Here is a 24,238-nt window from a genome sequence, read left to right as displayed (position 1 = left end):
GAGGCCGTGGCCGATATGCTGCTGGGTGGCATCGTGATCAACGAGATCCTCGTTGATCCCAATGGCACGATCAATTTCGATACAGACGGCAATGGCACCGCCGCCTCGACGGATGAATACGTCGAGCTATTCAACGATTCCACCAGTGCGATCGATATCTCGGGCCTGCAATTGTGGGACGCGGGCGTGGGCAGATGGTTCACGTTTCCATCGGGCACGATCCTGCAACCCGGCGCCCACGCGATGGTCATGTCCGGCGTCCAGACGGGCGGCGCCTTGCCCACGGGCGGACCGAACGACCTATTCTTCGACGCAGGTCGCGGATCACCGTTGATTAACAACGGCGGCGACAATGTCATTCTCTACGATCCCACTAATGACGCCTATATCCAGGCCACTTTCAACGGCGACGCGCAGGATGACCCAACGCAGGGATTGGGGGGCTACAGTGGTTTCAGCGCAACCGCGACCAAGATCGGCGCGGGCGAGGATTTTGGCTCCGACACCGATGGGCAGTCTTTGCAGCGTGACGGCGACGGGGCGGATACCTTCGTCGATGGCGCGCCTACACCGGGCACCACGAACATTTGTTTCGCAGACGGCACGCACCTGGCGACGCCCAACGGCGAAAAGCCGGTTGAGGCGCTAGCCGTCGGTGATCTTGTCCTGACCGCTGACAATGGGCCCGAGCCCATAACCTGGATGTTCGCCAAAACCTGGACCCCGTCCGAGATTGCCGCTGCGCCGAACTTGGCCCCGGTGCTGATCGCCAAAGATGCCTTGGGCGCGGGCGTGCCAAACCGAGACCTGCGGGTGTCGCAACTTCATCGCGTCTCGGTACGCGGCGCCATCGCGCGGCGCATGTTCGGCACCCCTGAAGTCTTGATCCCCGCCAAGGCTCTGCTGCCGCTTGCGGGGGTCACGCTTGATGTGCCCGAAAGTGACGTCACCTATTACCATGTTATGCTGGCCCGCCACGAAGTTGTCCTGGCCAATGCCGTGCGGACCGAGAGCCTGTTTCTTGGCCCGCAGGTTCTCGCCTCTGTCCCCGCCGCCGCGCTGGAAGAGATCTGCGTGCTGATGGACCTGTCGCAGGATCAATTGGGCGATCCGGCGGGCGTCATGCCGCCCGCGCGTACGCTCGTGAAGGGCAGACGCGCTGCGCGGCTGGTGCAGCGCCATGCCAAGAACCGCCGCGCGTTAACGGATGCGGGCATCGTGGCGCGACCCTAGAGCGCCGAAAACCATTCTGCGCTGCGCTCTTGCGAGCCCCATGGCACAGGCGTAACCCTGAGCCATGGACACCCCGCAAAACCCGCTGCGCGGCATCGCGCTGAAGATCGCCTCGGTCTGTGTATTCGTGACCATGGCGTCGCTGATCAAGTCTTCAGCCGACGCGATCCCCCCGGGTCAGGCGGTGTTCTTCCGGTCGTTCTTTGCGATCCCGGTAATCCTGGCCTGGCTGGTGATGCAACACGACCTGGCCCATGGGTTGGAAACCAAAAACCCCATGGGTCATCTTTGGCGCGGGCTGGTGGGGACCACGGCCATGGGCCTGGGGTTTGCGGGCCTGGGCTTGCTGCCACTGCCTGAGGTCACGGCGATTGGCTACGCCGCCCCGATCCTTGTGGTGATCTTTGCGGCGATGTTCCTGGGCGAAGATGTCCGGCTGTTCCGCCTTTCCATGGTGGCGCTGGGGTTGGGTGGTGTTCTGATCGTGCTGTCGCCTCGGCTGATGGTGGACCCCGAAACGGCAGATTCCGCACAGGCATTGGGCGCGGTGCTGGTCCTGATGGGAGCGGTCTGCGCCGCCTTGGCCCAGGTCTTCGTGCGCAAACTGGTACAGACCGAGCGCACGGCGGCGATTGTTTTCTGGTTCTCGGTCACCGCGTCCTGCTTGTCCTTGCTGACCCTGCCCTGGGGTTGGGTCTGGCCGTCGCCCTGGCAATTCGTGACCCTGGTCTCGGCGGGACTGGCCGGCGGTGTGGGGCAGATCCTACTGACATCGTCCTACCGCCACGCCGACGCGTCGTTGATCGCGCCGTTCGAGTATACGTCGATGCTGCTGGCGATTGGCGTGGGATACTTCGTGTTCTCGGAAGTGCCGACCCGCACCATGCTGACGGGGGCGGCCCTGATCGTGATTGCGGGCATCGCCATCATCTGGCGCGAGCGTCAGTTGGGCATCAAACGCGGCGCCCGACGGGCTGGGACACCGCAGCCGTAAGCGCCTCATCAGACGGGAATGCGCGCCCCCAGACCAGCGCGGTGCAAGGCTTTTCCAAAAGCCTTTTCAAAGCCTTGCAAGGCTTTGGCCGCGCTACGCCTTCGAGCGTCGGAAATCGTCTTCGGCGAGGTTCCCTTGCCGGGCGAGCAGCCCCTGCAACCGTTGCATCACGCGTCCGCGCGCCAGCTTCAGGGTCTGCAAAGCAAGCCGCGCCGACAGCGTGTTGGCCGAGAGGTCCATCACGACCTGCACGCGGGTCATATCATCGCGCAGGGCCAGGAAGGTCATCTCGTAGATCGCTTCCATGCCGCCGATCACAGTTGTGATCTCGCATCGCTCAGGCGCGTTCAACGCGCTGATCTCGGAAGTAACCGGCCGCACCCGGCCCCGGACCTTGACCGAGCCGCGCCAGCCGCAGCCCTCGGCCGCCTCTACCCAGTTGCCGACGCGCGATAGGTCTGCGCCACGTCCCGTGACTTCCGCTTCGATACCCGAGAAATCGGTGAACCGCGCCCAGGTGATATCCGCCGGCGCGTCTACGTCTTCAGAGACCTTGAATTTCATGCCCGTTCCATTTTTCTTGGTTATCCATGATCTGCCCGCGCCTGACCCGTTGCGTCAAGCCTGCATTACCCCAAAACCCCTTGGAACCTGTTAATCGAGCGTATCTGCCAACCAATGGTGCAGCAGAAAATGCGCAATCGCGCCTTTTCGGGCGGGCAGCATGGTCGGGTCATTGCCCGCGAAGACCTCCAGCATCTGGCTGCGGGTGACCCATTTGGCATCTTCGATCTCGACGGGGTCAATCTCGATCTCGGTGCTGAGCGCCTCGCCCATGCATCCAAACATCAGCGACGCGGGGAAGGGCCAGGGTTGGCTCGCAAGATAGTCGACCCGGCCCACGCTGATGCCGGATTCCTCGAACACTTCGCGCCGCACCGCAGCCTCAATGGTCTCGCCGGGTTCCACGAAACCGGCCAGCAGCGAATACATCCCCTCGGGCCAGCCGGGCGAGCGTCCGACCAGCACGCTGTCGCCATGGGTGATCAGCATAATCACCACCGGGTCGGTGCGCGGGAAATGTTTGCCGTCGCATGTGGCACAATCTCGCTGCCATCCCGCCTGGGACATGGCACTTTTCGCGCCGCATTTGGCGCAGAACTGATGCGTCGAATGCCAGGTCAGGATGGCCCGCGCGGTGGCCGAAATCTCGGCCTCGCGGCGGTTGAGGTGGGTCATCGTGGCGCGCAACTCGCGAAAGCCCGCGCCTGACAAGCGCTCGGCCGGGTGCACTTGAACGGAGGGGTCAAGGAAGGCATTCACCGCCGCCTCATCCACCGTTTTCGGGGTCCAGGCCGAGATATCGAGGGCGAAGACGGGCGTTTCGCCATCCTCGTGCAGTCCGATCATCACGGGCGTCTCATCTGCCTTCGACAGCACGGGGTCCGCCATGGTGCGATAGGCCAGCGTGATATCGCCCGCCTCGGGCGTGCCCTCGACCATGATCTTGCCGCGCCATACGGGCAACACCGGCGCGCCCGCCTTGAGCGCCGCGCGCAGGCGCTCGGGGTTCAGGCGCAACACAGCCGCCCGATCGAGACCAGAGGTCCCGAAAGTCACATCTTCACTCACCCGCATGGGAATCCTTCCGTTAACGTCACCCGCAAAGGCTATGGCAATGGGGCAACATTGGAACCATCGCCATGTCTTTTTGGTCGCAGTTGCTTCGTTGCGCTTCGACTTTGACGCGGACCGCCCCACCCTCAGACGAAACACGAGGCAAGGGCGAAAATGACCCTCCCAGAGAAAATTGCAACCGCGCAGGGGACAGCGGCGGGCGTGACGGTGCATCTTAGGGTGCTCGCCACAACGGATTTGCACGCGCATTTGCTGCCGTTTGACTACTTCACTGACAAACGCGACAGCACGGTGGGTCTCGCGCAATTGGGCGAAATGATCGCCTCGGCCCGCGAGACGTCGCCGAATGTTTTGCTGCTCGACAATGGCGATACGTTGCAGGGCGCGCCCCTGGCTGACGCCGCCGTCGCCGAGATCGTGCCCGCCGGGCGCCTGCATCCGATGATCGCGGCAATGAATGCCCTGGGCTTCGACGCGGCGACGCTTGGCAATCATGACTTTGACTTTGGCCTGCGCCACCTTCGTGCCTCCCTCAGCGGGGCCACGTTCCCTGTGGTCTCGGCCAATGCACAAGGCACCGATGGCACGCCCCTTGTGCTGCCAAGGTGCCTGCTGACCCGAGAGGTCAGCGACAACACGAGCGCGGTGCAGACCCTGCGGATCGGCATCACCGGCGCTGTGCCGCCGCAGGTGGCGCAATGGAACAAGCCGCATCTGCAGGGGCAGGCCACGTTTGGTGATATCATCCCGGCGCTCACCACCGAGGTCGCGGCCCTTCGCGCTAAGGGGGCGGACGTCGTCCTCGTCCTGGCGCATTCGGGGTACGGTGCCCTGGGCGCGGGGCCGGGTGCGGAGAATGTGGCGCTGCAAGTGACGCAGATCCCCGGCGTCGATGGGGTGATTGCGGGGCATACCCACAAGATCCGGGCCGAGGTGACGACATCGGGCACCGCGTTGGTGCAGCCCGGCGCCTTCGGGTCGCACCTGGGGTGCATTGACCTGGTGGTCGGGCGAGAGGCCGCAGACGGGCCGTGGCACGTGCGCCAGCGCCTTGCCGCGAATTTCGCGACCACCCAGCGGCGCGCCCTGGGCGCGATCCCGGTGCGGCGGATGCTGAGCGACTACCCGAAGTTGCGCCGCGACATCGCGCGCGAACATGCAGCCACCCGAAGCTATGTCGCGCGCCCCTTGGGCGAAAGCGCTGTGCCGTTGGAGACCTACTTCTCGGTCCTGGCACCCTGCGCTGCCACGCAGCTGATCGCCGAGGCGCAATGGGACGCCGCGCGCCCGCTCATTGCTGAAGAACCAAGCCTGAAGGGCCTGCCGATCCTATCCGCTGTCGCGCCGTTCAAGGCAGGTGGCAGGTCCGGCCCGCGCAGCTACACCGATGTGCCGCCGGGCCCTTTGAGGCTGCGCCACGCCGCGGATCTGTACCTTTATCCCAACATGCTCAGCGTTTTGCGGATCACCGGGCAGGGCGTCATGGACTGGCTGGAACGTTCGGCCTCCCTCTTCCATCAGATCCACCCCGACGCCGAGGGGCCACAACGTCTGATCGACCACAACTTCGCGCCCTACAACTTCGACCGGCTGGCAGGTCTGCGCTACCAGATCGACGTCTCGCGACCCGCCCGCACCAACGCAGAAGGCGACGAGATCCGCGACACGCCTGCCCGCATCCGCAACCTGACCCTCGCCGACGGCACGCCGCTGAAGGCTGAGGATGAGGTCGCCGTGATCACCAATTCCTACCGGTCTGCCGGGGGCGGGCACATGCGCGCAGCGCAGGAGGCCGAAGAAGCGATTGTCGCGCAATTCTCCGTCCGGGACGCGGTGGCGCGTTACATCAGCGACAGCGCAGGCGCCGTGCGCCCGGTGGTGGAGCCGACGTTTTCGCTGATGCCTTTGGGCGACACCGAGGTGGTGTTTGAGACCGGGCCGGGGGCGCTCTTTCAATCCTCGCGATTGAAAACGCTTGGTCTAAAGCCCCTGGACACGCGCGGGAAGGACGGATTCCAAGCCTTCGCGATGACGCTTTAGGCCCGCGATCAATCGCGCGCCGAGTCCGTCGGATAGGTCCCCAGGATCTTCAGGTAATCGGTGAAATACCCCAGTTCTTCCATCGCGAGTTGCACGTTGGCGTCGTCCGGGTGGCCTTCGATGTCCGAGTAGAATTGCGTCGCAGTGAAGGACCCGTCGACCATGTATGATTCGAGCTTGGTCATGTTCACGCCATTGGTCGCGAAGCCGCCCATCGCCTTGTAAAGCGCGGCGGGAATGTTGCGCACGCGGAACACGAAGGTGGTCATCATCCGGTCCGCGCGCCGGGTCATGTCGGCCTCGGGCGCCATCACCAGGAAGCGGGTGGTGTTGCGGTCGTGGTCCTCGATATGGCGGGCCAGCACGTCAAGGCCATAGATCTCTCCGGCCAGTTCCGAGGCCAGCGCCGCCTTCGTCGCATCGCCCCAGCGTGCCACATCTCGCGCAGCCCGCGCGTTGTCGCTGCTGACACGGCCCTTGATCCCGTGCTCTGCCAGGAACTTGCTGCATTGGGGGAGCAAAACAAGGTGGCTATGGGCTTCTTTGACATCCCGAAGGCTTGCCCCGGGCACGCCCAGAAGGTTGATGTGAACCCGCACGAAGGCCTCATCCACGATGTGCAGGCCGGACTCTGGCAGCAGCCGGTGAATGTCCGCGACACGCCCATAGGTAGAATTCTCGACCGGGACTATCGCCTGGCTCGCGGCCCCGGAACGGACCGCCTCGATCACATCCTCGAAGCTGGCACAGGGCAAAGCTTCCAGACCCGGGCGGGCATCAAAGCAGGCCTGATGGGAATAGGCGCCGGGCTCTCCCTGAAAGGCGATACGGGCTGTCATAGGCAAATCCATAGCAAAAAGGTCGTTTCGTCGCGCTCCCTACACCTTGCCATAGGCAGACGGAACACAATAGATACGCGGAAATGCCGACATTCCCGTGGAGCCCACATGTTCGACACGATGACGATTACGAAAGCAGGCGGCGCGATTTGCGCAGCCCTTCTGGTGTTACTTCTGGGCGGTTGGGCCGCCGAGGGCCTCTATAACATCGACAACCACTCCGAAGATCACGTCAGCGGCTACCGCGTCGCCCTTCCCGATGACGATGCCCCGGCAGCCGAGCCCGAGCCCGAGGTTCCGTTCGCAGAGGTCTATGCCGTTGCCGATGCGGGCGAAGGCGAGCGTCTGTGGCGTCAGTGCTCTGCCTGTCACGCTTTGAATGCGGGCCAGAACGGTGTGGGTCCCTACCTTGCGGGTATCGTGGACCGCCCCAAGCATTCGGCGGACGGGTTCGATTACTCCGACGGTCTTCTCGCCCTGGAAGGCGCCTGGACGCCCGAAAACATCTCGGACTTCATCGCCAACCCGCGCGAGTATGCGCCCGGCACCTCCATGAGCTACGGCGGCATGGACGATATCGAGGATCGCGCCAACCTGATCGCCTACCTGGCCACGCAATAAGCGCCGGTTGATCAGCAGAAACACTTCGCATGCGCCGCCCCTTCCGGGCGGCGTTCTGCGTTTGGCCTTCATTAGCAGGTGGAAAAGCGGGACTTCACCTCTTGATCACGAAATCTCAACTTGAACCCAGGGGGGACTGGTCTCTAACCTCGCACGACCCATAATATTGGGAGTGCGACGCAGATGATGCGTCCAATCAACAAGACGCCCAGTGGGAGGTGCAGATGCAGAACCGTAACGCCCGAAGAGATGCCCCGAAAGTTGCTGTGAAGGCCCGAGAGGAAACCCGCAGCCCCTGGGCGTCGGCCGCGTTGCCCCTTGCCGGTGCCGCCTTGATCCTGGGCCTGACCGCCCTTGGCGCGAAAGCCCAGGACGACGCGTTGATCACCACCTACGGCATTTCGACCTTCGGTGAGCTCGCCTACAGCCCCGAAAGCCCGCATCTGAACTACGTGAACCCCGATGCACCGCGTGGCGGAGAGATGTCCTTTTCCTGGTCGTCGGGCTCGTTCGACAGCATGCACCCCTATACCCGCGTCGGGCGCCCTGCGGTTTTGTCCAACATCTTCTTCGAGTCGATGCTGGAAGCCACTGCCGATGAAATCGGCTCTGCCTATTGTTTGTTGTGTGAAAGCTTCACCTACCCCGAAGACAGGTCTTACGTCATTTTCACCCTGCGCGAGGGCGTGACCTTTTCGGACGGCACCCCCATGACGGCGCAGGACGTTTTCTTTTCCTATGAAATCATGCGCACCGAAGGCCTGCCCTCGTTCCGCGCCTCTATCCCGCTGACCATCGCCTCTGCCGAGATCGTGGATGACCGCTCTGTCCGGTTCGATTTCAACCCCGAAGCGCCACTGCGCGGCCGCATTCAGTCGGCCGGTGGCCTGCCGATCTTCTCGGAAGCCAGCCACATCGCCGCCGACATCCCGTTTGAAGACAGCCGGCTCGAGCCGCTCGTTGGTTCCGGTGCTTATGTGTTGGGCGAAGTCGAGCCCGGCCAGCGCGTCATCTACACCCGCAATCCGGGCTATTGGGGCGATGACCTCTGGATCAACCAGGGCCGCAACAACTACGACAGCATCCGCATCGAATACTACGGCGATGCCCTTGCCGCGTTCGAGGGCTTTACCGCCGGCAATTATACCTTCCGCCAGGAAAGCAGCAGCCAGGCCTGGGCCAACAACTATGATTTCCCAGCCCTGGAAGCAGGCCTCGCGATCCGGGAAGAGCTGCCTGACGGCACCATCGCGCCCGGTCAGTCCTTCATGATCAACCTGCGCCGCCCCCAGTTCCAGGACGTACGCGTGCGCAGCGCCATCGCGCATATGTTCAACTTCGAATGGACCAACCAGACGCTGTTCTACGGCCTCTATTCGCAGATCGAGAGCTTCTGGGAAAACACCTGGATGGAAGCCGAGGGCATGCCGTCGGAGGCCGAACTGGCCCTGCTGGAACCGCTCCGCGACCGCTTGCCCGAAACGGTGTTCACGCAGGAAGCCTATTCCGTGCCCGCGTCAAACCCGGACCGCACGCTGGACCGCCGCCAATCGCGCCGCGCTACGGCGCTGTTGGAAGAGGCCGGTTGGACCCCCGGTGAGGACGGCATGCTGCGCGACGCGGCGGGTAACACGCTGGACGTCGAATTCCTCAATTCCTCGCCGCTCTTTGACCGCATCATCAACCCTTACGTTGAGAACCTCCGCGCAATTGGCGTGAACGCCTCACTCAACCGCGTGGACAATGCGCAGTTGCAGCAGCGCGAACGTGACGCGGATTTCGACATGGTCACCGGCCACTTCCCGATGGGGTATGAGCCCGGATCGGGCCTGCGGCAATACTTTGGCTCGATCGGCGCGGATGAGAGCCTGTTCAATCAACCGGGCCTTGCCGATGAGGCCATCGACGAGTTGATCGAAGTCGTCGTCAATTCCGAGACCCGGGAAGAGCTGGACGTCGCCGTCACCGCGCTGGACCGGGTGCTGCGCGACCGGGTGATCCGTGTCGGCCAGTGGCACAACCCGAACCATTGGGTCGCCTATTACGATATGTACCGCTACCCCGAAGAGCTTCCGCCCTATTCCCTCGGCTTCCTCGATTTCTGGTGGATCGACCCAGACGCCGAAGCCGCGCTGCGCGAACAGGGTGCGTTCTAAACGACCATGGGATCCTATATCCTCAGACGTTTGTTGCTGATTATCCCGACGCTTCTTGGGGTAATGATCGTCAACTTCGCCCTCATCCAGTTTGTGCCCGGCGGCCCGATTGATCAGGTCATCGCACAGCTGGAAGGCGACGGAGATGTCTTTGCAGGCATTTCCGGCGGTGGGTCAGAGGCGATCGGCGCGGACACGGAACTCGACAACACTTCGCAAGGGGCGCGCGGCCTGCCCCCGCAGTTCCTGGAAAGCCTGCAGGTCGAGTTCAACTTCGCCCGCATCGTCTGCGACCCGGCCTTTGAAGGCGTGCCGGATCTGGATGCCGAGGAATGCTTCGCCGAAGACATCCCCATGCTGGAGCGGTTCGGCCTGATGATGTGGGATTACCTGCGCTTCGATTTCGGCGAAAGCTACTTCCGCTCCATCGGGGTGCTGGAACTGGTGCAGGAAAAACTGCCCGTCTCGATCACGCTTGGCCTTTGGTCGACGCTGATCGCCTACATCATCTCCATCCCGCTCGGCATCCGCAAAGCGGTGCGTGACGGCTCTACCTTCGACAGCGTCACGTCTGGCCTCATCATTGTGGCTTACGCGATCCCGGGGTTCCTTTTCGCGATCATGTTGTTGGTCCTGTTTGCAGGGGGGCGGTATCTGCAATGGTTCCCGCTGCGGGGCCTCACCTCGGACGGGTTCGAGGATTTTACCCTGATCCAGCAGATCGGCGATTACTTCTGGCACATCACGTTGCCGGTTGTTGCCAACACCATCGCGGCTTTCGCGACACTGACGCTGCTGACGAAGAACAGCTTTCTTGACGAGATCAAGAAGCAATACGTGATGACTGCCAAGGCCAAGGGCCTGCCGGAACGGCGGGTGATGTATGGTCATGTCTTCCGCAACGCCATGCTGATCGTGATCGCGGGTTTCCCGGCGGTCTTCGTGGGGGTCTTCTTTGGCGGGTCCCTGATTATCGAGACTATCTTCTCGCTCGATGGCCTGGGACGATTGGGGTTTGAAGCGGTCGTGTCGCGAGATTATCCGGTGATGTTCGGCACGCTCTACGTCTTTGGCCTGGTCGGGCTTACCGTGGGGATCCTGTCGGATCTGATGTACGTGTGGATCGACCCGCGCATCGATTTTGAAACGCGGGAGGGGTAGATGGCAGCCGCACCTGACCCCCTGCTCGATGACGACGACACCCCGCGTTTTGACGCGGGCGCGCCGCCCAAAGGGTGGCTCTCGCCGCTCAACCGTCGCCGCTGGCGCAACTTCAAGGCCAACCGCCGCGCGCTGTGGTCTCTGTGGATTTTCGCGATTCTCTACGGCCTCAGCTTGCTGGCGCCGGTCATCGCCAACGACCGCCCCCTGATGGTCACCTACCAGGGTGAGCGCTACTATCCGATCTTCAACTTCTACCCCGAAACGGCCTTCGGCGGCGATTTCCGCACCGAAGCCGTCTACCGCGATATCGAAGTTCAGTGCCTGATCATCTCGGGCGGTCTGGAAGACTGCTGGGATGACCCGGAAGGCTTGGTCGATGAGGTCCAGGCCACGGGCCAGTTTGCCGGGACCCCCGTTCAGCAAGGCGCGCTTCATTGGCCGCTGATCCCACACGACTTTGCGTCCATCGTGGACCGTCCTGGCGTGGCGCCTGCGCCGCCCAATGTGATCAACGGCTACTACACGTCCCTGGTCGATCCTGACGCCCCGCCCGTGTTCGAACTGCCCGAGGGTGCCGAAAGGGACGAATGGTCCTACAGCTTCGGCCTGCTGCCCGAGCCATTGGCAGGAACCAACCTACTGGGCACGGACGACACCTCGCGCGACGTGCTGGCGCGGGTGATCTATGGCTTTCGAACGTCGGTCTCCTTGGCGTTCATTGTGACACTCATCACCTCTGTAATCGGCATTTTCATGGGCGGGCTTCAGGGCTATTTCGGCGGCTGGGTGGACCTTATCTGGCAGCGCATCATCGAGATTTGGAACGCCACGCCTAGCCTTTACGTCATCATCATTGTCGCCGCGATTATCCCGATGACACCGCTTCTTCTGATTGGATTGTTCGTGTTCTTCGGGTGGATGGGCCTGACCGGCGTGGTCCGGGCAGAGTTTCTGCGCGCGCGCAACTTCGAATACGTCCGTGCCGCCCGCGCCCTTGGGGTTGGCAACTTCACCATCATGTATCGCCACGTCCTGCCCAATGCGATGGTCGCCACGCTTACCTTCCTGCCCTTCATCGTGACGGGCACCATTGGCGGCCTTGCAGCGCTCGATTTTCTGGGGTTCGGCCTTCCGTCAAACCTCGCCTCCCTGGGTGAGATGACGCTGCAATCAAAGAACAACCTGCAGGCACCCTGGCTCGGCTTCACGGTCTTTTTGACCTTCGCCATCATGCTGTCGCTGCTGGTCTTCATTTTCGAGGGCATCCGCGATGCCTTTGATCCCAGAAAGACGTTTTCATGAGCAAAGTTCTGGATGTCAAAAACCTGTCGGTCGACTTCGCCCAAGACGGCCACACCGTCCACGCTGTGCGCGGCGTGTCGTTCCATGTCGACAGGGGCGAGACGGTCGCATTGGTTGGCGAAAGCGGTTCGGGCAAGTCCGTGACCGCCCTGTCATCCGTGGACCTGCTGCCGTCGTCCGCGCAGCTTACGGGGTCTATCACCTATAACGGCAAACAGATGATCGGCGCGTCCGAGGCGGACCTGCGCCGGGTCCGCGGCAACGATATCAGCTTCATTTTTCAAGAGCCGATGACCTCGCTCAACCCGCTTCACACGCTGGAAAAGCAGATCACCGAAAGCCTGACGCTGCACCAGGGCCTGCGCGGGCAAGCGGCGCGGGATCGGATCGTTCAGCTGCTGACCAAAGTCGGCATCCGTGACCCTGAAAGCCGCCTGGGCGCCTATCCGCACCAGTTGTCGGGCGGGCAGCGTCAGAGGGTGATGATCGCCATGGCGCTGGCGAACGGGCCAGAGCTGCTGATCGCGGATGAGCCGACGACAGCGCTCGACGTGACCATTCAGGCACAGATCCTTGAGCTGTTGGCAGACCTGAAGCGCCGCGAAGGCATGAGCCTTCTGTTCATCACCCACGATCTGGGCATCGTGCGCCGCATCGCGGACCGCGTCTGCGTCATGCAGGGCGGCGAAATCGTGGAGCAGGGACCGACGAAAGAGATTTTCGACAACCCCGCCCATCCCTACACCCGCAAGCTTCTGGGTGCCGAGCCCTCGGGTACGCCCGATCCAGTGCCCGCCGATGCGCAAGAGATCCTCTCAACCGACAAACTGCGCATCTGGTTCCCGATCACGCGCGGGCTTTTGCGCCGCACCGTGGGGCACATCAAAGCCGTGAACGAGGCGACGATTTCCGTGCGCAAGGGCGAGACGCTTGGCATCGTGGGTGAAAGCGGATCCGGCAAGACCACGCTGGCGCTGGCGATCATGCGGTTGATCCGGTCCGAGGGGCCGATTGACTTCATGGATCAGCATATCCCGACCCTGGGCACGGCTGAGTTACGGGCCTTGCGCCGGGACATTCAGATTGTGTTCCAAGACCCGTTTGGATCCCTCAGCCCGCGCATGACGATCGAGCAGATCGTGGCCGAGGGGCTTACCGTTCAGAACGTCAACAAGACGGGCCGCAGACGGCGCGTGGGGGAAATCCTTGAAGAGGTGGGCCTCGACCCCGCGATGATGCACCGCTACCCGCACGAGTTCTCAGGCGGGCAGCGCCAGCGCATCGCCATCGCCCGCGCGATGATCCTGCGCCCCAAACTGGTGGTGCTGGACGAGCCGACATCGGCGCTGGACATGACCGTTCAGGTCCAGATCGTCGACCTGCTGCGGCGTCTGCAGAAGGACCACCAACTGGCCTATCTGTTCATCTCGCACGACCTGCGTGTCGTGCGCGCGTTGAGCCACCAGGTGATCGTGATGAAACAGGGCGATGTGGTGGAGGCCGGGCCATCGGCGGATGTTTTCGCCAACCCCCGGTCCAGCTACACGCGCGAGTTGATGAAAGCCGCATTCGGCGACGTCAGCGCCGCGTAAGGGCGCGCTACAGGTCTTCCCATTTCGACAGGCCCGCTTGGCTCCCCGCCCAACGGTAGTAGCCTGCCATCGCTAAACCAAAGAGCGCGCCCGCCAGGAGGGAGGCGGTCAGCACAACTGCTGTGGGCACCTCCGCGTCCTGCCATTGCAATAGCCACATCATCGCGCCCCAGAGCCCGCCGAAAGCGGGACCGAGCAGCAAAACTGCGCGGCGAAAGCTCATGTAATGGGGCGGGCGCGGGCGCAGGCCCAACCTTCGGGCAATCCGGAACAGCGGCGGCGCATAGTTCAGGCTGCTGATGGACGAGGCGTCCAACTCTGCCATGGCGCGGGCAAGCCTGTCTTCGTAGCTGTCGTCCACGGCACTCTCCTGTGGGCACGGGCGCGCCCCGTCCAGGCGCGCCCTCTTGATACCGCGATGGGCGTTCGGGGCAAGTCAGATGGGACCAGCCGCCACCACCTGCCCCGGCTTGGCTTCGGCCCATTCCCTCAGGAACGCGGCGATCTCGGGATCACCGACGCGGTCCGGGGCGGCGCGGGGCAATGCCACGCCGTGCTCCAGCGCCAGCCTCAGGCAGGCAATGTAATCCTTGCCCTCCCGCTCGGGGTTGTTCTCGGACCCGTGGAGAATGGTGGAGAACAAATTGCCGCCGTAGTCGTTGATATGCCCAAGGTCCGGCATCAGGCGCAGAAGCGTCTCCATCACCTCGGGCAGGCCCGACCACCCGGCAGCCTGCACCGGGGTTACACCAGCCGCATCGGGGCGGTCGTATTCCACTCCCACCGCCGCCAAGCGCTGCACGTGGGGCAGCTTGCCCGGCAGATGCAAGACCTCCCGGATGATGTTGCGGGCGGCGGGCGGCATCTTGGCGGGGTCGACGTAGCGCCCTTCCGGCACCGCGCCATCGGCGACCTCGGCCAGAAGCGCCTCCGTTTCCGTCAGAGGCGTGGCGTGACCCGCCACCTCCAACTGCTGCGCCAAAGACGTGTTCCCGAAGATGCGCGCGTAGGCGTAGGGTGTGACACCGTCGTAGATCCGCTGCGGATCGGCCCCGTTGTCCAACAACAGCGTCACCATTTCCGGCGGGGACATGCGCCGCGCCGCCTGATGCAGGGCGGGCACGGTCCAGGGGACCTCTCCCCCGACTTCCTCGGCATTGAAATCATCCGCCTGCGCGCCAGCATCCAGCAGCATCTGCACGGCCTCCACATCATGGAAATCCATCGCCCGCAAAAGCGCGTTGGTGCCCTTTGGATCGGCCCCATGCGCCAGTAGAAGCCGCAACCCCCCGTGATGGCCAAGCTCGGTCGCGTGGTAGAGCGACTCGCCGTCGTTGGGATCCGCACCGTGATCCAGCAGCCATTCCGACAGTGCCATGTTGCCTGCATGCCCGAGCGCGAAATAGAGGGTCGAGAGTGCATGGCCCTCCGCCTCCGGCACCCCGTGGTTTGGGTCCGCGCCGTGGGACAGGAGCAGATTGGCGATGGCCAGCATGTCGGCCTCCCGCTCTGGAAACAGGTGGATCGCCTTGGATTGTGCCAAGACGGTCAGAGGTGGCACCATAGGACAGGGCTGGGTGGCACGACGCCGGTCGGCTTCGATCATCCCCGCCACAGTGGCATGATCGTACAGCAACAGCGCCAGCGCGAGGTTGCCATTCGGCAGGCTCGGGTCCGCGTCCAGCATCTGCTGGATCACGTGGTTCTGCCCCTGCTTGCACGCCTGCCCCAACCGCTGCTGCCGCTCGGCGCGGTCCATGCCCTGGGTTTCGACCGAGGCCTTCAGGTGCGGCCAGGAGGCAAACCCCCGCTCTCGCGCAATCACATGGAGGAAGTCGGCGTGTCTCAAGGCCATGCCTTCGGCCCGGGGCCGGTGGGCCGCCACGCGCAAGAGAGCGTCGGGATCTTGCCCTAAGTACGCCCTCTTGAGCACCGTGGCATCACGGCGGAGTTGGTCGATTGTCATCATATCGGATCCCTCAAACATGCCCAACGATCCGCTTGGAAGGGCTGAGAGACACCGAAATCGTGTCTGTCGTGTGCTCATAAGGGGGGCCGATGACGGCTTTCCGCGGATCTGGATGCTGCCCCTAGCAGCACTTGGATGGTAAGAGATAGGCTGAATAGTTGCAAGTGCAATGAAGCCTGCAGGTATTTCTGCTTGGCGCTCGACACGGTCGGATTTCTCACTACGGTTTGCCCATGGATGCTGACGCCGAAGACGATCCGACTGAACTGGCCAAGACCCGCACCAATTGGGCGGAGGATCGCACGATCCTGGCCAACGAGCGGACGTTTTCGTCTTGGATGGGCACTGGCATGGGCGCCGTCGGGGTGGCCATCGGGCTGAAGGCCGTGTTCGGAGATTTTGAGCCGACCTGGGCGGCCAAGTTGGTGGCAACACTGTTTCTGATTGCTGCCATCGTCATCTTCTGGGCCGCCCGCAGACAGGCCCACAAGACCTACACCCGCTTGACCCAGCGCGATGCCGAAGCACAGCCCACCCGCTCATTTACCGCCCTCGCCAGCATCCTCTCCGTCGCGACGCTGCTGACCGGGGCGATCCTCTGGAGCCTGTAATCCAGTGGACGCCGCGCGGGCGGGGGCCTAGTTTGACGCGGAAGAAGCAGTGAGGCCCCATGACCGAGACCCCCGATAAAGGCTACCAAGTCCTCGCGCGGAAATATCGCCCCGCGACCTTTGCCGATCTGATCGGGCAAGAGGCGATGGTGCGCACGCTGAAAAACGCGTTCGATGCCGACCGTATCGCGCAAGCCTTCATGCTGACCGGCATTCGCGGGACAGGCAAAACGACGACGGCACGGATCATCGCCAAGGGGTTGAACTGCATCGGCGCGGATGGTCAGGGCGGCCCCACAACTGACCCTTGCGGTACATGTCAGAACTGCGTGGCAATCGCGGAGGGCCGCCATGTCGACGTGATGGAGATGGACGCGGCCTCAAATACCGGCGTCCAGAATATCCGTGACGCGATCATCGAGACGGTCAGCTACCGCGCCGCCCAGGCGCGCTACAAGATCTTTATCATCGACGAAGTTCACATGCTGTCGACGAGCGCGTTCAACGCGCTTCTGAAGACGCTGGAAGAGCCGCCCGCCCATGTGAAATTCCTGTTCGCGACGACCGAAATCCGCAAGGTGCCCGTGACGGTGCTGTCCCGCTGCCAGCGCTTTGACCTGCGCCGGATCGAGCCTGAGGTGATGATCGCACATCTGCAGCGCATCGCCGGGTTGGAAAGCGCCGAGATTGCCGAAGACGCGCTGGCCTTGATCACCCGCGCGGCAGAAGGCTCGGTCCGCGACGCGATGAGCTTGCTGGACCAGGCGATTGCCCATGGCGCGGGCGAGACGACAGCCGACCAGGTGCGCGCGATGTTGGGCTTGGCGGATCGTGGCCGGGTGCTGGACCTTTTTGAAGCGATCATGAAGGGCGACGCGGCGAAAGCGCTGGACGAGTTGGGCGCGCAATATGCCGATGGCGCGGACCCGGTCGCGGTGCTGCGCGATCTGGCGGAGATCACCCATTGGCTTTCGGTGATCTCGATCACGCCGGAAGCCGCAGAGGATCCTACGGTCTCTCCGGACGAGCGGACGCGCGGGCTGGCGCTCGCATCCAGCCTGCCGATGCGGGTCCTGACACGGATGTGGCAGATGCTGCTGAAAGCGCTGGAAGAGGTCGCCATGGCGCCCAACGCGATGATGGCGGCTGAGATGGCGGTAATCCGCCTGACCCATGTGGCGGACCTGCCAACGCCAGGCGATCTGGTGAAGAAGCTGGCCGAGACGCCGCGCCCTTCGGGCGGCAGCAACGCCCCCTCCGGCGGCCAAACGCCTGTCGGCGCGGGGCCCACGGCGCGGGCCTCCGGCCCGGTTCTAGGGGGCGGTGGTCCCCAGGCGGCGCTGGCCCCTCAGGCCGGGCCAGACCTGTCGGTCTACCCAACGTTCGAGTCGGTTGTGGCGCTGATCGAATCCACCCGCGATATCAAGTTGTTAATCGAGGTGAAAACCGGCCTGCGCCTGGTGTCCTACGCACCCGGTCGGTTGGAGGTCGAGGTGACCGACGCCGCGCCCCGTGACCTGATCCAACGGCTCGGGCGTATGCTGCACACGGCGACGGGCGCGCGCTGGGGGATCTCGGTTGCGTCAAGCGGCGGGGCGGCAACAATCCAGGAACAGGAACAGGCCGCCGCGCAGGCGGCAGAGGCCGAGGTTACCAAACACCCCTTGATGCAAGCGGTACTGGCTCGCTTCCCCCAGGCCCGGATCGCAGAAATCCGAAGCCACGCGGACCTGGAACAGGAGGCCGCCGCCACGGCGCTGGAAGAGATCCCCGAAGAAGCGGACGATTGGGATCCGTTTGAAGATGAATGAAGTCCGGCCCGGCCTTGTAGGCCACCCGGGCCGCGCGTATCTGTAGCGGCAACCAGATAGGAGAAGTCGAGATGTTGAAGGGTTTGGGCGGCATTGGCGATATGGCCAAGATGATGAAGCAGGCGCAGGAACTGCAGGGCAAGATGGCAGAGGTCCAAGAGGGCCTGAACTCGATCACCGTGCAGGGCGAATCCGGCGCGGGCCTGGTGAAAGCCACGGCGACCGCCAAGGGCGAGTTGACGGCGCTCGATATCGATCCGTCGATCTTCAATCCCGACGAAAAGGAAGTGGTCGAAGACCTGATCCTGGCGGCGATCAAGGACGCGCAGTCCAAGGCCCAGGACAAACACAATGAAGAAATGCAGAAAATGACCGAAGATCTTGGCCTGCCTGCGGGCATGAAGATGCCGTTCTAGGCGTCTGGCTAACGGCTTGTCGGACGCCTCCAAAGATATCGAAGAGCTGATCGGCATCATGGCCCGCCTTCCGGGCCTGGGCCCCAGGTCTGCGCGACGGGCGGTGCTGACGCTGATCAAGAAACGCGGCGCGTTGATGCGCCCTCTGGCCGAGACCATGGCGCGGGTCGCCGAAACGGCGCGGGAATGCGTGAACTGCGGCAACATCGGCACCGGAGACCTGTGCGAGATCTGCCTGGACGTGCGCCGCGCGACAGGAGAGCTGTGTGTCGTGGAAGACGTCGCGGATCTTTGGGCGATGGAGCGGGGGCAGGCCTTCAAGGGTCGTTATCACGTCTTGGGCGGAACATTGTCCGCGCTGGATGACATTGGCCCCGAAGATCTGCGCATCCCGAAATTGCGCGCACGCATGACCGATGAGGGGATCACGGAAGTGATCCTGGCCCTGAACGCCACGGTGGATGGCCAAACGACGGCCCATTACATATCGGACGAGTTGGCTGGCACAGGCGTGCAGCTTTCGTCCTTGGCCCAGGGCGTGCCGATTGGCGGCGAGTTGGATTACCTCGACGACGGGACAATTTCCGCCGCGTTGCGCGCGCGGAAAGCGTTGTGACGTAACCAAATTGCGCAGCAAAGCTGCATTACATTTTTTGTTTGGCGCTTGGTGCAGATGCTTGGGCATCTAGAATATCGTCGCGCGAGAGACATCGGTTGGATTTGAGTTTGCTTGGCAAGATGAAAGAGACGCGGTGTCCAAGCGGCGTGGCCACCTCCATCCGATAACCGGGGCTCAAACGTGGCCTGCTTCTTTGTCGGACGGAGGCTTTCACCTTGCATGCCGCGTCAGTCTCCATCTATCGGCACGCAGCAACCGTCCTCGATTCTGCTTAACAATAGGTGAACGCGCCCTCCCCCTTCATCTTGCCAGGAAAACTCTCGGGGGGAGCGACTTTTTCTTTGAAAAAGGCGCGTGGGGGGCAGACAGCCCCCCTCCGTCATCCGACCCTTAGCGCATCGGCGAGAACAGGGCGTCCGGCGAGGAACAATCACGAATGACGTCAGCGCCACAGGTGCGCGGCTCCAAGTCTCGGGTCAGGCAAATCCGCACTTCTTGGATACGGTTGGCGCGGCAGGTGACGGTAAGCATGTCGGGCTGTAGCTGCGGGTTCACCTCCAGGAATGCCTCTTCAATCACCGACGCTGGCACGCGGACTTCCGTATCGAGGCGCCGTAGCAGATCGGGGCGCTCGACGGAGGCGTAGGCCAGACGCGACAACGCGTAGTAATCCCGAGCTTCCAACCCGGAGCACACGCCGTGCTTGCGCCATTGGTGCCACGCGAGGCCGGATGTACCCATGATATCAGCCATCTCCCCCGTCATCCCGCGCGAGGGCGCGCGCATCACGGTGGGGCAATAGGCAGGCCAGCCGGTCTCGAACTGTGGCCAGAGCCCGTGCAACGTAAAGCCGAATCCCTGGTCCGCAGCGCATTGGGGCGACTCTCGGTCATCGCCCTCTAGCACGCACCAGGTTGGTGTCCAGCTCAGCGCCATCACGTAGTAGTCGAACTGGCCCGCGGGCTCTCCATCAGCCTGTGCCATGACTGCGGCGCAAATAAGCGCCAATATCCATCGTTTCATTCGGATTCCCAATTTTCCTATGGCGTAGCGACTTGAGGGTTTCCTCGCAGCCCGTTCCCGCCTATGTACGCATAGATTTTCCTGAAATCGAGGAACCGCAAGGCCCCGCCCTGCAGCCGCTTCCACCGGCCCTGTTCCCCGTGTTCAGATGCACCCGGAAGGACATGAGATGAACAAACCGATCATGACGAAAGCCACCGCCGTTTGGCTGGTCGACAACACCACGCTCAGCTTCAAGCAGATCGGCGATTTCTGCGGCCTGCACGAGCTGGAAGTGCAAGGCATCGCCGACGGCGATGTGGCCGCTGGCGTGAAGGGCTTTGATCCCATCGTCAACAACCAGTTGACCCAGGAAGAGATCGACAAGGCCACAGCCAACCCCAACCACAAGCTGCAGCTGAAATTCTATTCCGCCGCCGTGGGCGAGGAGAAGCGCCGCGGGCCGCGCTACACGCCGCTGTCCAAGCGCCAGGACCGCCCGGCCTCGATCCTGTGGCTGGTGAAGTTCCACCCGGAATTGACCGACGGCCAGGTCTCCAAGCTTGTGGGCACCACCAAGCCCACGATCCAGGCGATCCGCGAGCGGACGCATTGGAACATCAACAACATCCAGCCGATTGACCCGGTGGCCCTCGGCCTCTGCAAACAGTCCGAGCTGGACGCCGCCGTCCAGAAGGCCAACGCCAAAAAGCTGGCAGAAGGCGGCGCGATGTCCGATGATGAGCGGCGCAAGCTGGTCTCGACCCAGACCTCGCTCGGGATGGATCCGGAACCCGCCGTGCCCGCCGCCATTGCGGGGCTGGAGACCTTCACGCTGTCGCCCACCGAAGAGGACGACAAGCCCGAGGAAACGCCGGACGCCGACACCTTCTTCAACCTGCCCGCAGGTGGGGGGGAGGACGACGAGGACGATAAGGAAAGCTGACCCGCGATGATGGAGCCTCGTCTGCCCGGAATTTGGTACGCCAGTGACCGGCAGACGGCGTTCTATCAGGTCCCCGATGGGGCCGATCCGAAGGCGATCTTCCAGAAGTTGTTCAGCAATGTTGAGGCGCGCCGCGCAGAAGACGGCGGCGTCGTTGAAAATGCCTGCGTCTTGACCACGCCCGATGGGGAGCAGTTCCAAGCAATCACCTGGCATGGCAAACGCCTCGGCGCGTGGCGTCGCGATTTCACTGAAAGCACCCAGGCCCAGGGCATCGTCACCGCGCGGTTCCATGGACGGCGGTTGATGACATCGGACGGGCGGCGGTATTGGTTCCGCGATCTGGTGGTGGAGCGCCGTTAGCGCGCAAGGCGGGCTATCTTCGGCCGTTTGATCTGCTACGCTGGGGGCCATGCACCGTCTGTTTCTCATCCTCGCGCTGGTCCTTGCGGCCAGCCCCGCTGCCGCCCAGAACTCTGCCTTCTGCCAGGAGCTTTGGCTGAGCCGCAACACGGTCATGGACCAGGCGGGACAGTGCTTTCAGACCCCACTCGGGCAAGCCGTCTTCGACAATTCAGACTGTGTGCCAGGTGACATTCGCCTGAACCCGCTGGACGCAGAGATCGTTCGGATGGCCCGTGAGATGGAGGTTTGGGCGGAGTGCCGCGTCGACACCAACGCCGAGCGGCTCGACGAGGGTGCCCTGCCCTTCCGTGCCCGATTGATGGAATTGCTGAATGTGCCAGTGCGCGGTGATAGCGAGCATGGGTGCGGGGGCTACAATGGCCTCGCTATTGCGCTGCACGCCGGCATGTCGAACAGCACGACCGTGCTTGGCATGCTGGAACCCGGGCAAGGCTTTTCGCTGGCGCATCAGCGCATGCGCGGCGGTTGGGAATACCTTGAGGTTTCAGCCTCCGACGGCGCGCCCGTGGCCCATGGATGGACCCAGGACGCGCCTGTTAACATGGGTGACGCCTGTGACTTCTTCGCGGGGTAAGGACGCTTGCTAGTGTGCCGCCGTCGTCACCGCATCCAACAACGTGCGTCCGCCATCGACGGTGATGACCTCACCGGTCACGAAACCCGCGCCGTCTGAGGCCAGGAATTGCACCGCCGCCGTCACTTCCCGGGCCGAGGCAATGCGGCCCATGGGCGTGCATTCGCGAATTTCCTGACGCAGACCGTCCGTTTCGTTCAGCGAGTCCTTGAGGCTTGCAGACATCACCGACCCGAACGCCACGCCGTTCACACGGATGCGATGCTCGGCCAGCGCCAACGCAAGGCTGCGCGTGGCCTGATCCAAAGCTGCCGTGGCGATGGAATAGCCCATCAGATCGGGATGCGTCCGCCGGGCCGCGATGGACGAGATGTTGACGATGGAGCCAATCGGCCCCTCGTCCTGACCGCCCTCTTCCGCTTGTGCCATCATGCGTTTGGCCACCGCCTGGCTCAGCCGCAGCGAGGGGAACAGGTTCTGGTTCAGCATGTCCTCGACAGATTTGTCGGTCGAATCCAGCGCGTCGGTCGTTTGCACCTGCCGCGACGCGTTCACCAGAATATCGACGCGGTCATAGGCATCGATGGTGGCCGAGATCAGGTTCTCGACCGTCAGGCGCTCGCGCAGATCGCCAGAGAAAAAGCGGATCTTCTCTTCGCTGCCCTCGGTCTCGCCGCATTCGTCCTTCAGGCGGGTCTTGTCGCGGTCGGCGAACATCACATTCGCCCCGCAGTCGATGAAGTGACGTGCAATCGCAAGACCAACGCCGTTGGCGGCGCCGGTGACAATGGCTGTCTTACCTTGGATGGAAAGGCCCATCTGGATCATCCTTTGATGTAAGGGGGTCGCGCCTTAGCGCTTGGGTTTGCCGAGGGGCTTGGCCGCCTCGTAGATTTTGTAGCCTTCAAGTTCACCCAGCATGGAGCCGGTCCCGAAGCAGGCTTTGAGGGTCTCTTCATAAGGCAAATGGCGGTTGGCCACCATGAAAAAGCGCCCCCGCGGGGTGAGGTGGCGGGCGGCGGCCTGAATAAAGGCGCGGCCCAGGTTGGGGTCTGCCTTGCGGCCGGTATGAAACGGCGGGTTGCAGACGATGAAGTCATAGGGCGCCTCTGGCGCGAACCGCGTGACGTCGGCCCAATGGAAGCTGGCGCGCGGATCGTCGATGTTGTGCTGCGCGGCCTCCAGCATGGCGTGATCGGCCTCAACCAGGTCAAACGTTTCGATCGTATCCTGCTCGGCCAGCATTTCACCGGCGATATAGCCCCAACCGGCGCCAAAGTCCGCAACCCGACCCTTCAGCGCGGGCACAAGCGCCACAAGGATTTCAGATCCCCGGTCCGGCCCTTCGACACTGAACCCACCGGGCACGGTCATATACCCATGCTCGCCCTCTTCCGGCGCGGCGATCCAATCGACGACCTGGGGCGGGATGACATCGGGGCGGCGAAGCCAGGTCAGCTTGCCGTGGGATTTGGAGAAGACGTGATCGACCTCGAACAACAGGCGCAGCTGTTTCACGATCGCCTCGATCCCCTCTTCCTTCTGACCGTCGACCATCAGGATGCCACCCGGTGGAATATGCCCCAACGCTTCGGCAATCGCCGACAATGTCCCGGCGCGGGACTTGGTGATCTGCACCAAGGCATGGGCAAAGCTGCCCTCGGTCTCAACGACCACGGGCACGCCGCGCGCGGCCAACCTGTCGTGATCGGGCGCAAAGCCCTGCACGCAGGTCACCTCGCCCAACGCCGCGAAGTCGCTGTCCGCACGAGCGTGCATCACCAGAACGGCGCCATCGGGCAGTTCGAGCTCGCCACTATCAATCGCGAGGGTCCATCGATCGGGGGTCATCGGTTTGCTTTCGGAAGCGAGGGAGGAGGGCTACTCCTCCTTCTCCATCGTGCATTGCAGCGGATGCTGGTTGCGGCGCGCGAAGTCCATCACCTGCGCGACCTTTGTTTCGGCGATCTCGTGGCTGAATACGCCCACGACCGCAAGGCCCTTCTTGTGAACGACCAGCATGATCTCGACCGCCTGGGAATGGGTGATGCCGAAGAACCGCTCCAGCACATGGACCACGAATTCCATCGGCGTGTAGTCGTCGTTCAGCAGCATGACCTTATACATCGGTGGGCGCTGGGTCTTTGTCTTGGTCTTAGTCGCCAGCGAGACATCTCCGTCGCCGCCATCGACGTCGTTGGGGTCTTCTGCCATCATCTTCCAAGGTGTTGTCATCAACTCAAGTCCCGGTCACTCAGCGCGTTGCTTAGGCCGCACTATATAAG

General features: G+C 63.1%; 24 protein-coding genes. 15 read left to right on the top strand and 9 right to left on the bottom strand.

The annotated features are described in order from the left end of the window. Nucleotides 1–15: 15 nt before the first annotated feature. Together AC6I9R_RS04315 and AC6I9R_RS04310 are read left to right on the top strand one after the other, a co-directional pair. Complete coding sequence (locus AC6I9R_RS04315) at nucleotides 16–1,233, top strand: Hint domain-containing protein (RefSeq protein WP_461427821.1); 1,218 nt, start codon at nucleotides 16–18, stop codon at nucleotides 1,231–1,233. 64 nt (nucleotides 1,234–1,297) lie between these two features. Then, nucleotides 1,298–2,227: a DMT family transporter gene (locus tag AC6I9R_RS04310; RefSeq protein ID WP_461427592.1), complete on the top strand. Its 930-nt coding sequence runs from the start codon at nucleotides 1,298–1,300 to the stop codon at nucleotides 2,225–2,227. A gap of 93 nt (nucleotides 2,228–2,320) precedes the next feature. Here AC6I9R_RS04310 and AC6I9R_RS04305 read toward each other — a convergent pair whose 3' ends face one another. After that, a complete protein-coding gene (locus AC6I9R_RS04305; RefSeq protein WP_461427591.1) occupies nucleotides 2,321–2,791 on the bottom strand; it encodes an SRPBCC family protein in 471 nt (156 codons plus the stop codon). A gap of 90 nt (nucleotides 2,792–2,881) precedes the next feature. After that, nucleotides 2,882–3,865 carry an NAD(+) diphosphatase gene (nudC, locus tag AC6I9R_RS04300; protein ID WP_461427590.1) on the bottom strand — a complete coding sequence of 328 codons (984 nt, stop codon included), beginning with the start codon at nucleotides 3,863–3,865 and terminating at the stop codon, nucleotides 2,882–2,884. Nucleotides 3,866–4,018: 153 nt separating this feature from the next. Between nudC and AC6I9R_RS04295 the strand changes: the two genes are divergently transcribed. Continuing rightward, nucleotides 4,019–5,905, top strand: a complete 1,887-nt coding sequence (locus AC6I9R_RS04295) for a bifunctional 2',3'-cyclic-nucleotide 2'-phosphodiesterase/3'-nucleotidase (protein WP_461427589.1) — start codon at nucleotides 4,019–4,021, stop codon at nucleotides 5,903–5,905. A gap of 8 nt (nucleotides 5,906–5,913) precedes the next feature. On the opposite strand, the gene AC6I9R_RS04290 is transcribed toward AC6I9R_RS04295, so the two are convergent. Then, nucleotides 5,914–6,744, bottom strand: a complete 831-nt coding sequence (locus AC6I9R_RS04290) for a prephenate dehydratase (protein ID WP_461427588.1) — start codon at nucleotides 6,742–6,744, stop codon at nucleotides 5,914–5,916. A 108-nt stretch (nucleotides 6,745–6,852) separates the two neighbouring features. Between AC6I9R_RS04290 and AC6I9R_RS04285 the strand changes: the two genes are divergently transcribed. The 5 genes from AC6I9R_RS04285 to AC6I9R_RS04265 all read left to right on the top strand — a co-directional run bounded on the left by AC6I9R_RS04285 (nucleotide 6,853) and on the right by AC6I9R_RS04265 (nucleotide 13,579). Continuing rightward, on the top strand, nucleotides 6,853–7,365 hold the full coding sequence (locus AC6I9R_RS04285) for a c-type cytochrome (RefSeq protein ID WP_461427587.1): 513 nt from the start codon (nucleotides 6,853–6,855) through the stop codon (nucleotides 7,363–7,365). A gap of 224 nt (nucleotides 7,366–7,589) precedes the next feature. Then, a complete protein-coding gene (locus AC6I9R_RS04280; protein ID WP_461427586.1) occupies nucleotides 7,590–9,521 on the top strand; it encodes an extracellular solute-binding protein in 1,932 nt (643 codons plus the stop codon). 6 nt (nucleotides 9,522–9,527) lie between these two features. Then, on the top strand, nucleotides 9,528–10,682 hold the full coding sequence (locus AC6I9R_RS04275) for a microcin C ABC transporter permease YejB (RefSeq protein ID WP_461427585.1): 1,155 nt from the start codon (nucleotides 9,528–9,530) through the stop codon (nucleotides 10,680–10,682). Next, nucleotides 10,683–11,987 carry an ABC transporter permease gene (locus tag AC6I9R_RS04270; protein ID WP_461427584.1) on the top strand — a complete coding sequence of 435 codons (1,305 nt, stop codon included), beginning with the start codon at nucleotides 10,683–10,685 and terminating at the stop codon, nucleotides 11,985–11,987. It abuts the gene before it with no gap. Then, nucleotides 11,984–13,579, top strand: a complete 1,596-nt coding sequence (locus tag AC6I9R_RS04265) for an ABC transporter ATP-binding protein (RefSeq protein ID WP_461427583.1) — start codon at nucleotides 11,984–11,986, stop codon at nucleotides 13,577–13,579. The genes AC6I9R_RS04270 and AC6I9R_RS04265 overlap by 4 nt, the downstream gene beginning before the upstream one ends. A gap of 7 nt (nucleotides 13,580–13,586) precedes the next feature. On the opposite strand, the gene AC6I9R_RS04260 is transcribed toward AC6I9R_RS04265, so the two are convergent. Beyond that, on the bottom strand, nucleotides 13,587–13,940 hold the full coding sequence (locus AC6I9R_RS04260) for a DUF6404 family protein (RefSeq protein WP_461427582.1): 354 nt from the start codon (nucleotides 13,938–13,940) through the stop codon (nucleotides 13,587–13,589). Nucleotides 13,941–14,015: 75 nt separating this feature from the next. Continuing rightward, the gene (locus AC6I9R_RS04255; RefSeq protein ID WP_461427581.1) at nucleotides 14,016–15,566 is read right to left on the bottom strand and encodes an ankyrin repeat domain-containing protein; all 1,551 of its coding nucleotides are present in this window, start codon (nucleotides 15,564–15,566) and stop codon (nucleotides 14,016–14,018) included. A 215-nt stretch (nucleotides 15,567–15,781) separates the two neighbouring features. Between AC6I9R_RS04255 and AC6I9R_RS04250 the strand changes: the two genes are divergently transcribed. The 4 genes from AC6I9R_RS04250 to recR all read left to right on the top strand — a co-directional run bounded on the left by AC6I9R_RS04250 (nucleotide 15,782) and on the right by recR (nucleotide 19,002). Next, nucleotides 15,782–16,159: a YidH family protein gene (locus tag AC6I9R_RS04250; RefSeq protein ID WP_461427580.1), complete on the top strand. Its 378-nt coding sequence runs from the start codon at nucleotides 15,782–15,784 to the stop codon at nucleotides 16,157–16,159. A 59-nt stretch (nucleotides 16,160–16,218) separates the two neighbouring features. Beyond that, a complete protein-coding gene (locus tag AC6I9R_RS04245; RefSeq protein WP_461427579.1) occupies nucleotides 16,219–17,970 on the top strand; it encodes a DNA polymerase III subunit gamma/tau in 1,752 nt (583 codons plus the stop codon). 71 nt (nucleotides 17,971–18,041) lie between these two features. Then, nucleotides 18,042–18,386, top strand: coding sequence for a YbaB/EbfC family nucleoid-associated protein (locus tag AC6I9R_RS04240; protein WP_461427578.1), 345 nt, complete (start codon nucleotides 18,042–18,044; stop codon nucleotides 18,384–18,386). Nucleotides 18,387–18,402: 16 nt separating this feature from the next. After that, nucleotides 18,403–19,002 carry a recombination mediator RecR gene (gene recR, locus AC6I9R_RS04235; RefSeq protein WP_461427577.1) on the top strand — a complete coding sequence of 200 codons (600 nt, stop codon included), beginning with the start codon at nucleotides 18,403–18,405 and terminating at the stop codon, nucleotides 19,000–19,002. A gap of 393 nt (nucleotides 19,003–19,395) precedes the next feature. On the opposite strand, the gene AC6I9R_RS04230 is transcribed toward recR, so the two are convergent. Next, nucleotides 19,396–20,028, bottom strand: a complete 633-nt coding sequence (locus AC6I9R_RS04230; RefSeq protein ID WP_461427576.1) for a ribonuclease T2 family protein — start codon at nucleotides 20,026–20,028, stop codon at nucleotides 19,396–19,398. Nucleotides 20,029–20,197: 169 nt separating this feature from the next. On the opposite strand from AC6I9R_RS04230, the gene AC6I9R_RS04225 reads away from it, so the two are divergent. Genes AC6I9R_RS04225 through AC6I9R_RS04215 form a run of 3 tightly spaced genes read left to right on the top strand, consistent with a single transcriptional unit; the run spans nucleotide 20,198 to nucleotide 21,953 of the window. Continuing rightward, nucleotides 20,198–20,953 carry a DUF1013 domain-containing protein gene (locus AC6I9R_RS04225; protein WP_461427575.1) on the top strand — a complete coding sequence of 252 codons (756 nt, stop codon included), beginning with the start codon at nucleotides 20,198–20,200 and terminating at the stop codon, nucleotides 20,951–20,953. A 6-nt stretch (nucleotides 20,954–20,959) separates the two neighbouring features. Then, a complete protein-coding gene (locus AC6I9R_RS04220) occupies nucleotides 20,960–21,316 on the top strand; it encodes a hypothetical protein (protein ID WP_461427574.1) in 357 nt (118 codons plus the stop codon). 49 nt (nucleotides 21,317–21,365) lie between these two features. Continuing rightward, the gene (locus tag AC6I9R_RS04215; protein WP_461427573.1) at nucleotides 21,366–21,953 is read left to right on the top strand and encodes a DUF4453 domain-containing protein; all 588 of its coding nucleotides are present in this window, start codon (nucleotides 21,366–21,368) and stop codon (nucleotides 21,951–21,953) included. Between the two features lie 9 nt (nucleotides 21,954–21,962). Here AC6I9R_RS04215 and AC6I9R_RS04210 read toward each other — a convergent pair whose 3' ends face one another. Genes AC6I9R_RS04210 through clpS form a run of 3 tightly spaced genes read right to left on the bottom strand, consistent with a single transcriptional unit; the run spans nucleotide 21,963 to nucleotide 24,170 of the window. Continuing rightward, a complete protein-coding gene (locus AC6I9R_RS04210; protein ID WP_461427572.1) occupies nucleotides 21,963–22,772 on the bottom strand; it encodes an SDR family NAD(P)-dependent oxidoreductase in 810 nt (269 codons plus the stop codon). Between the two features lie 33 nt (nucleotides 22,773–22,805). Further along, nucleotides 22,806–23,804: a class I SAM-dependent methyltransferase gene (locus AC6I9R_RS04205; protein ID WP_461427571.1), complete on the bottom strand. Its 999-nt coding sequence runs from the start codon at nucleotides 23,802–23,804 to the stop codon at nucleotides 22,806–22,808. A 30-nt stretch (nucleotides 23,805–23,834) separates the two neighbouring features. Next, the gene (clpS, locus tag AC6I9R_RS04200; RefSeq protein WP_461427820.1) at nucleotides 23,835–24,170 is read right to left on the bottom strand and encodes an ATP-dependent Clp protease adapter ClpS; all 336 of its coding nucleotides are present in this window, start codon (nucleotides 24,168–24,170) and stop codon (nucleotides 23,835–23,837) included. Nucleotides 24,171–24,238 lie beyond the last annotated feature (68 nt).

Source organism: Gymnodinialimonas sp., assembly GCF_059726805.1.
The sequence above is the reverse complement of the archived record's forward strand: the minus strand, read 5'-3'. Positions and strand labels throughout refer to the sequence as shown.

Excerpts from the sequence above, each read along its gene's own strand:
- AC6I9R_RS04315 (WP_461427821.1), top strand. The coding sequence starts at position 16 with ATGCTGCTGGGTGGCATCGTGATCAACGAGATCCTCGTTGATCCCAAT.
- AC6I9R_RS04310 (WP_461427592.1), top strand. The coding sequence starts at position 1,298 with ATGGACACCCCGCAAAACCCGCTGCGCGGCATCGCGCTGAAGATCGCC.
- AC6I9R_RS04305 (WP_461427591.1), bottom strand. The coding sequence starts at position 2,791 with ATGAAATTCAAGGTCTCTGAAGACGTAGACGCGCCGGCGGATATCACC.
- nudC (WP_461427590.1), bottom strand. The coding sequence starts at position 3,865 with ATGCGGGTGAGTGAAGATGTGACTTTCGGGACCTCTGGTCTCGATCGG.
- AC6I9R_RS04295 (WP_461427589.1), top strand. The coding sequence starts at position 4,019 with ATGACCCTCCCAGAGAAAATTGCAACCGCGCAGGGGACAGCGGCGGGC.
- AC6I9R_RS04290 (WP_461427588.1), bottom strand. The coding sequence starts at position 6,744 with ATGACAGCCCGTATCGCCTTTCAGGGAGAGCCCGGCGCCTATTCCCAT.
- AC6I9R_RS04285 (WP_461427587.1), top strand. The coding sequence starts at position 6,853 with ATGTTCGACACGATGACGATTACGAAAGCAGGCGGCGCGATTTGCGCA.
- AC6I9R_RS04280 (WP_461427586.1), top strand. The coding sequence starts at position 7,590 with ATGCAGAACCGTAACGCCCGAAGAGATGCCCCGAAAGTTGCTGTGAAG.
- AC6I9R_RS04275 (WP_461427585.1), top strand. The coding sequence starts at position 9,528 with ATGGGATCCTATATCCTCAGACGTTTGTTGCTGATTATCCCGACGCTT.
- AC6I9R_RS04270 (WP_461427584.1), top strand. The coding sequence starts at position 10,683 with ATGGCAGCCGCACCTGACCCCCTGCTCGATGACGACGACACCCCGCGT.
- AC6I9R_RS04265 (WP_461427583.1), top strand. The coding sequence starts at position 11,984 with ATGAGCAAAGTTCTGGATGTCAAAAACCTGTCGGTCGACTTCGCCCAA.
- AC6I9R_RS04255 (WP_461427581.1), bottom strand. The coding sequence starts at position 15,566 with ATGTTTGAGGGATCCGATATGATGACAATCGACCAACTCCGCCGTGAT.
- AC6I9R_RS04250 (WP_461427580.1), top strand. The coding sequence starts at position 15,782 with ATGGATGCTGACGCCGAAGACGATCCGACTGAACTGGCCAAGACCCGC.
- AC6I9R_RS04245 (WP_461427579.1), top strand. The coding sequence starts at position 16,219 with ATGACCGAGACCCCCGATAAAGGCTACCAAGTCCTCGCGCGGAAATAT.
- AC6I9R_RS04240 (WP_461427578.1), top strand. The coding sequence starts at position 18,042 with ATGTTGAAGGGTTTGGGCGGCATTGGCGATATGGCCAAGATGATGAAG.
- AC6I9R_RS04230 (WP_461427576.1), bottom strand. The coding sequence starts at position 20,028 with ATGAAACGATGGATATTGGCGCTTATTTGCGCCGCAGTCATGGCACAG.
- AC6I9R_RS04225 (WP_461427575.1), top strand. The coding sequence starts at position 20,198 with ATGAACAAACCGATCATGACGAAAGCCACCGCCGTTTGGCTGGTCGAC.
- AC6I9R_RS04220 (WP_461427574.1), top strand. The coding sequence starts at position 20,960 with ATGATGGAGCCTCGTCTGCCCGGAATTTGGTACGCCAGTGACCGGCAG.
- AC6I9R_RS04215 (WP_461427573.1), top strand. The coding sequence starts at position 21,366 with ATGCACCGTCTGTTTCTCATCCTCGCGCTGGTCCTTGCGGCCAGCCCC.
- AC6I9R_RS04210 (WP_461427572.1), bottom strand. The coding sequence starts at position 22,772 with ATGGGCCTTTCCATCCAAGGTAAGACAGCCATTGTCACCGGCGCCGCC.
- AC6I9R_RS04205 (WP_461427571.1), bottom strand. The coding sequence starts at position 23,804 with ATGACCCCCGATCGATGGACCCTCGCGATTGATAGTGGCGAGCTCGAA.
- clpS (WP_461427820.1), bottom strand. The coding sequence starts at position 24,170 with ATGATGGCAGAAGACCCCAACGACGTCGATGGCGGCGACGGAGATGTC.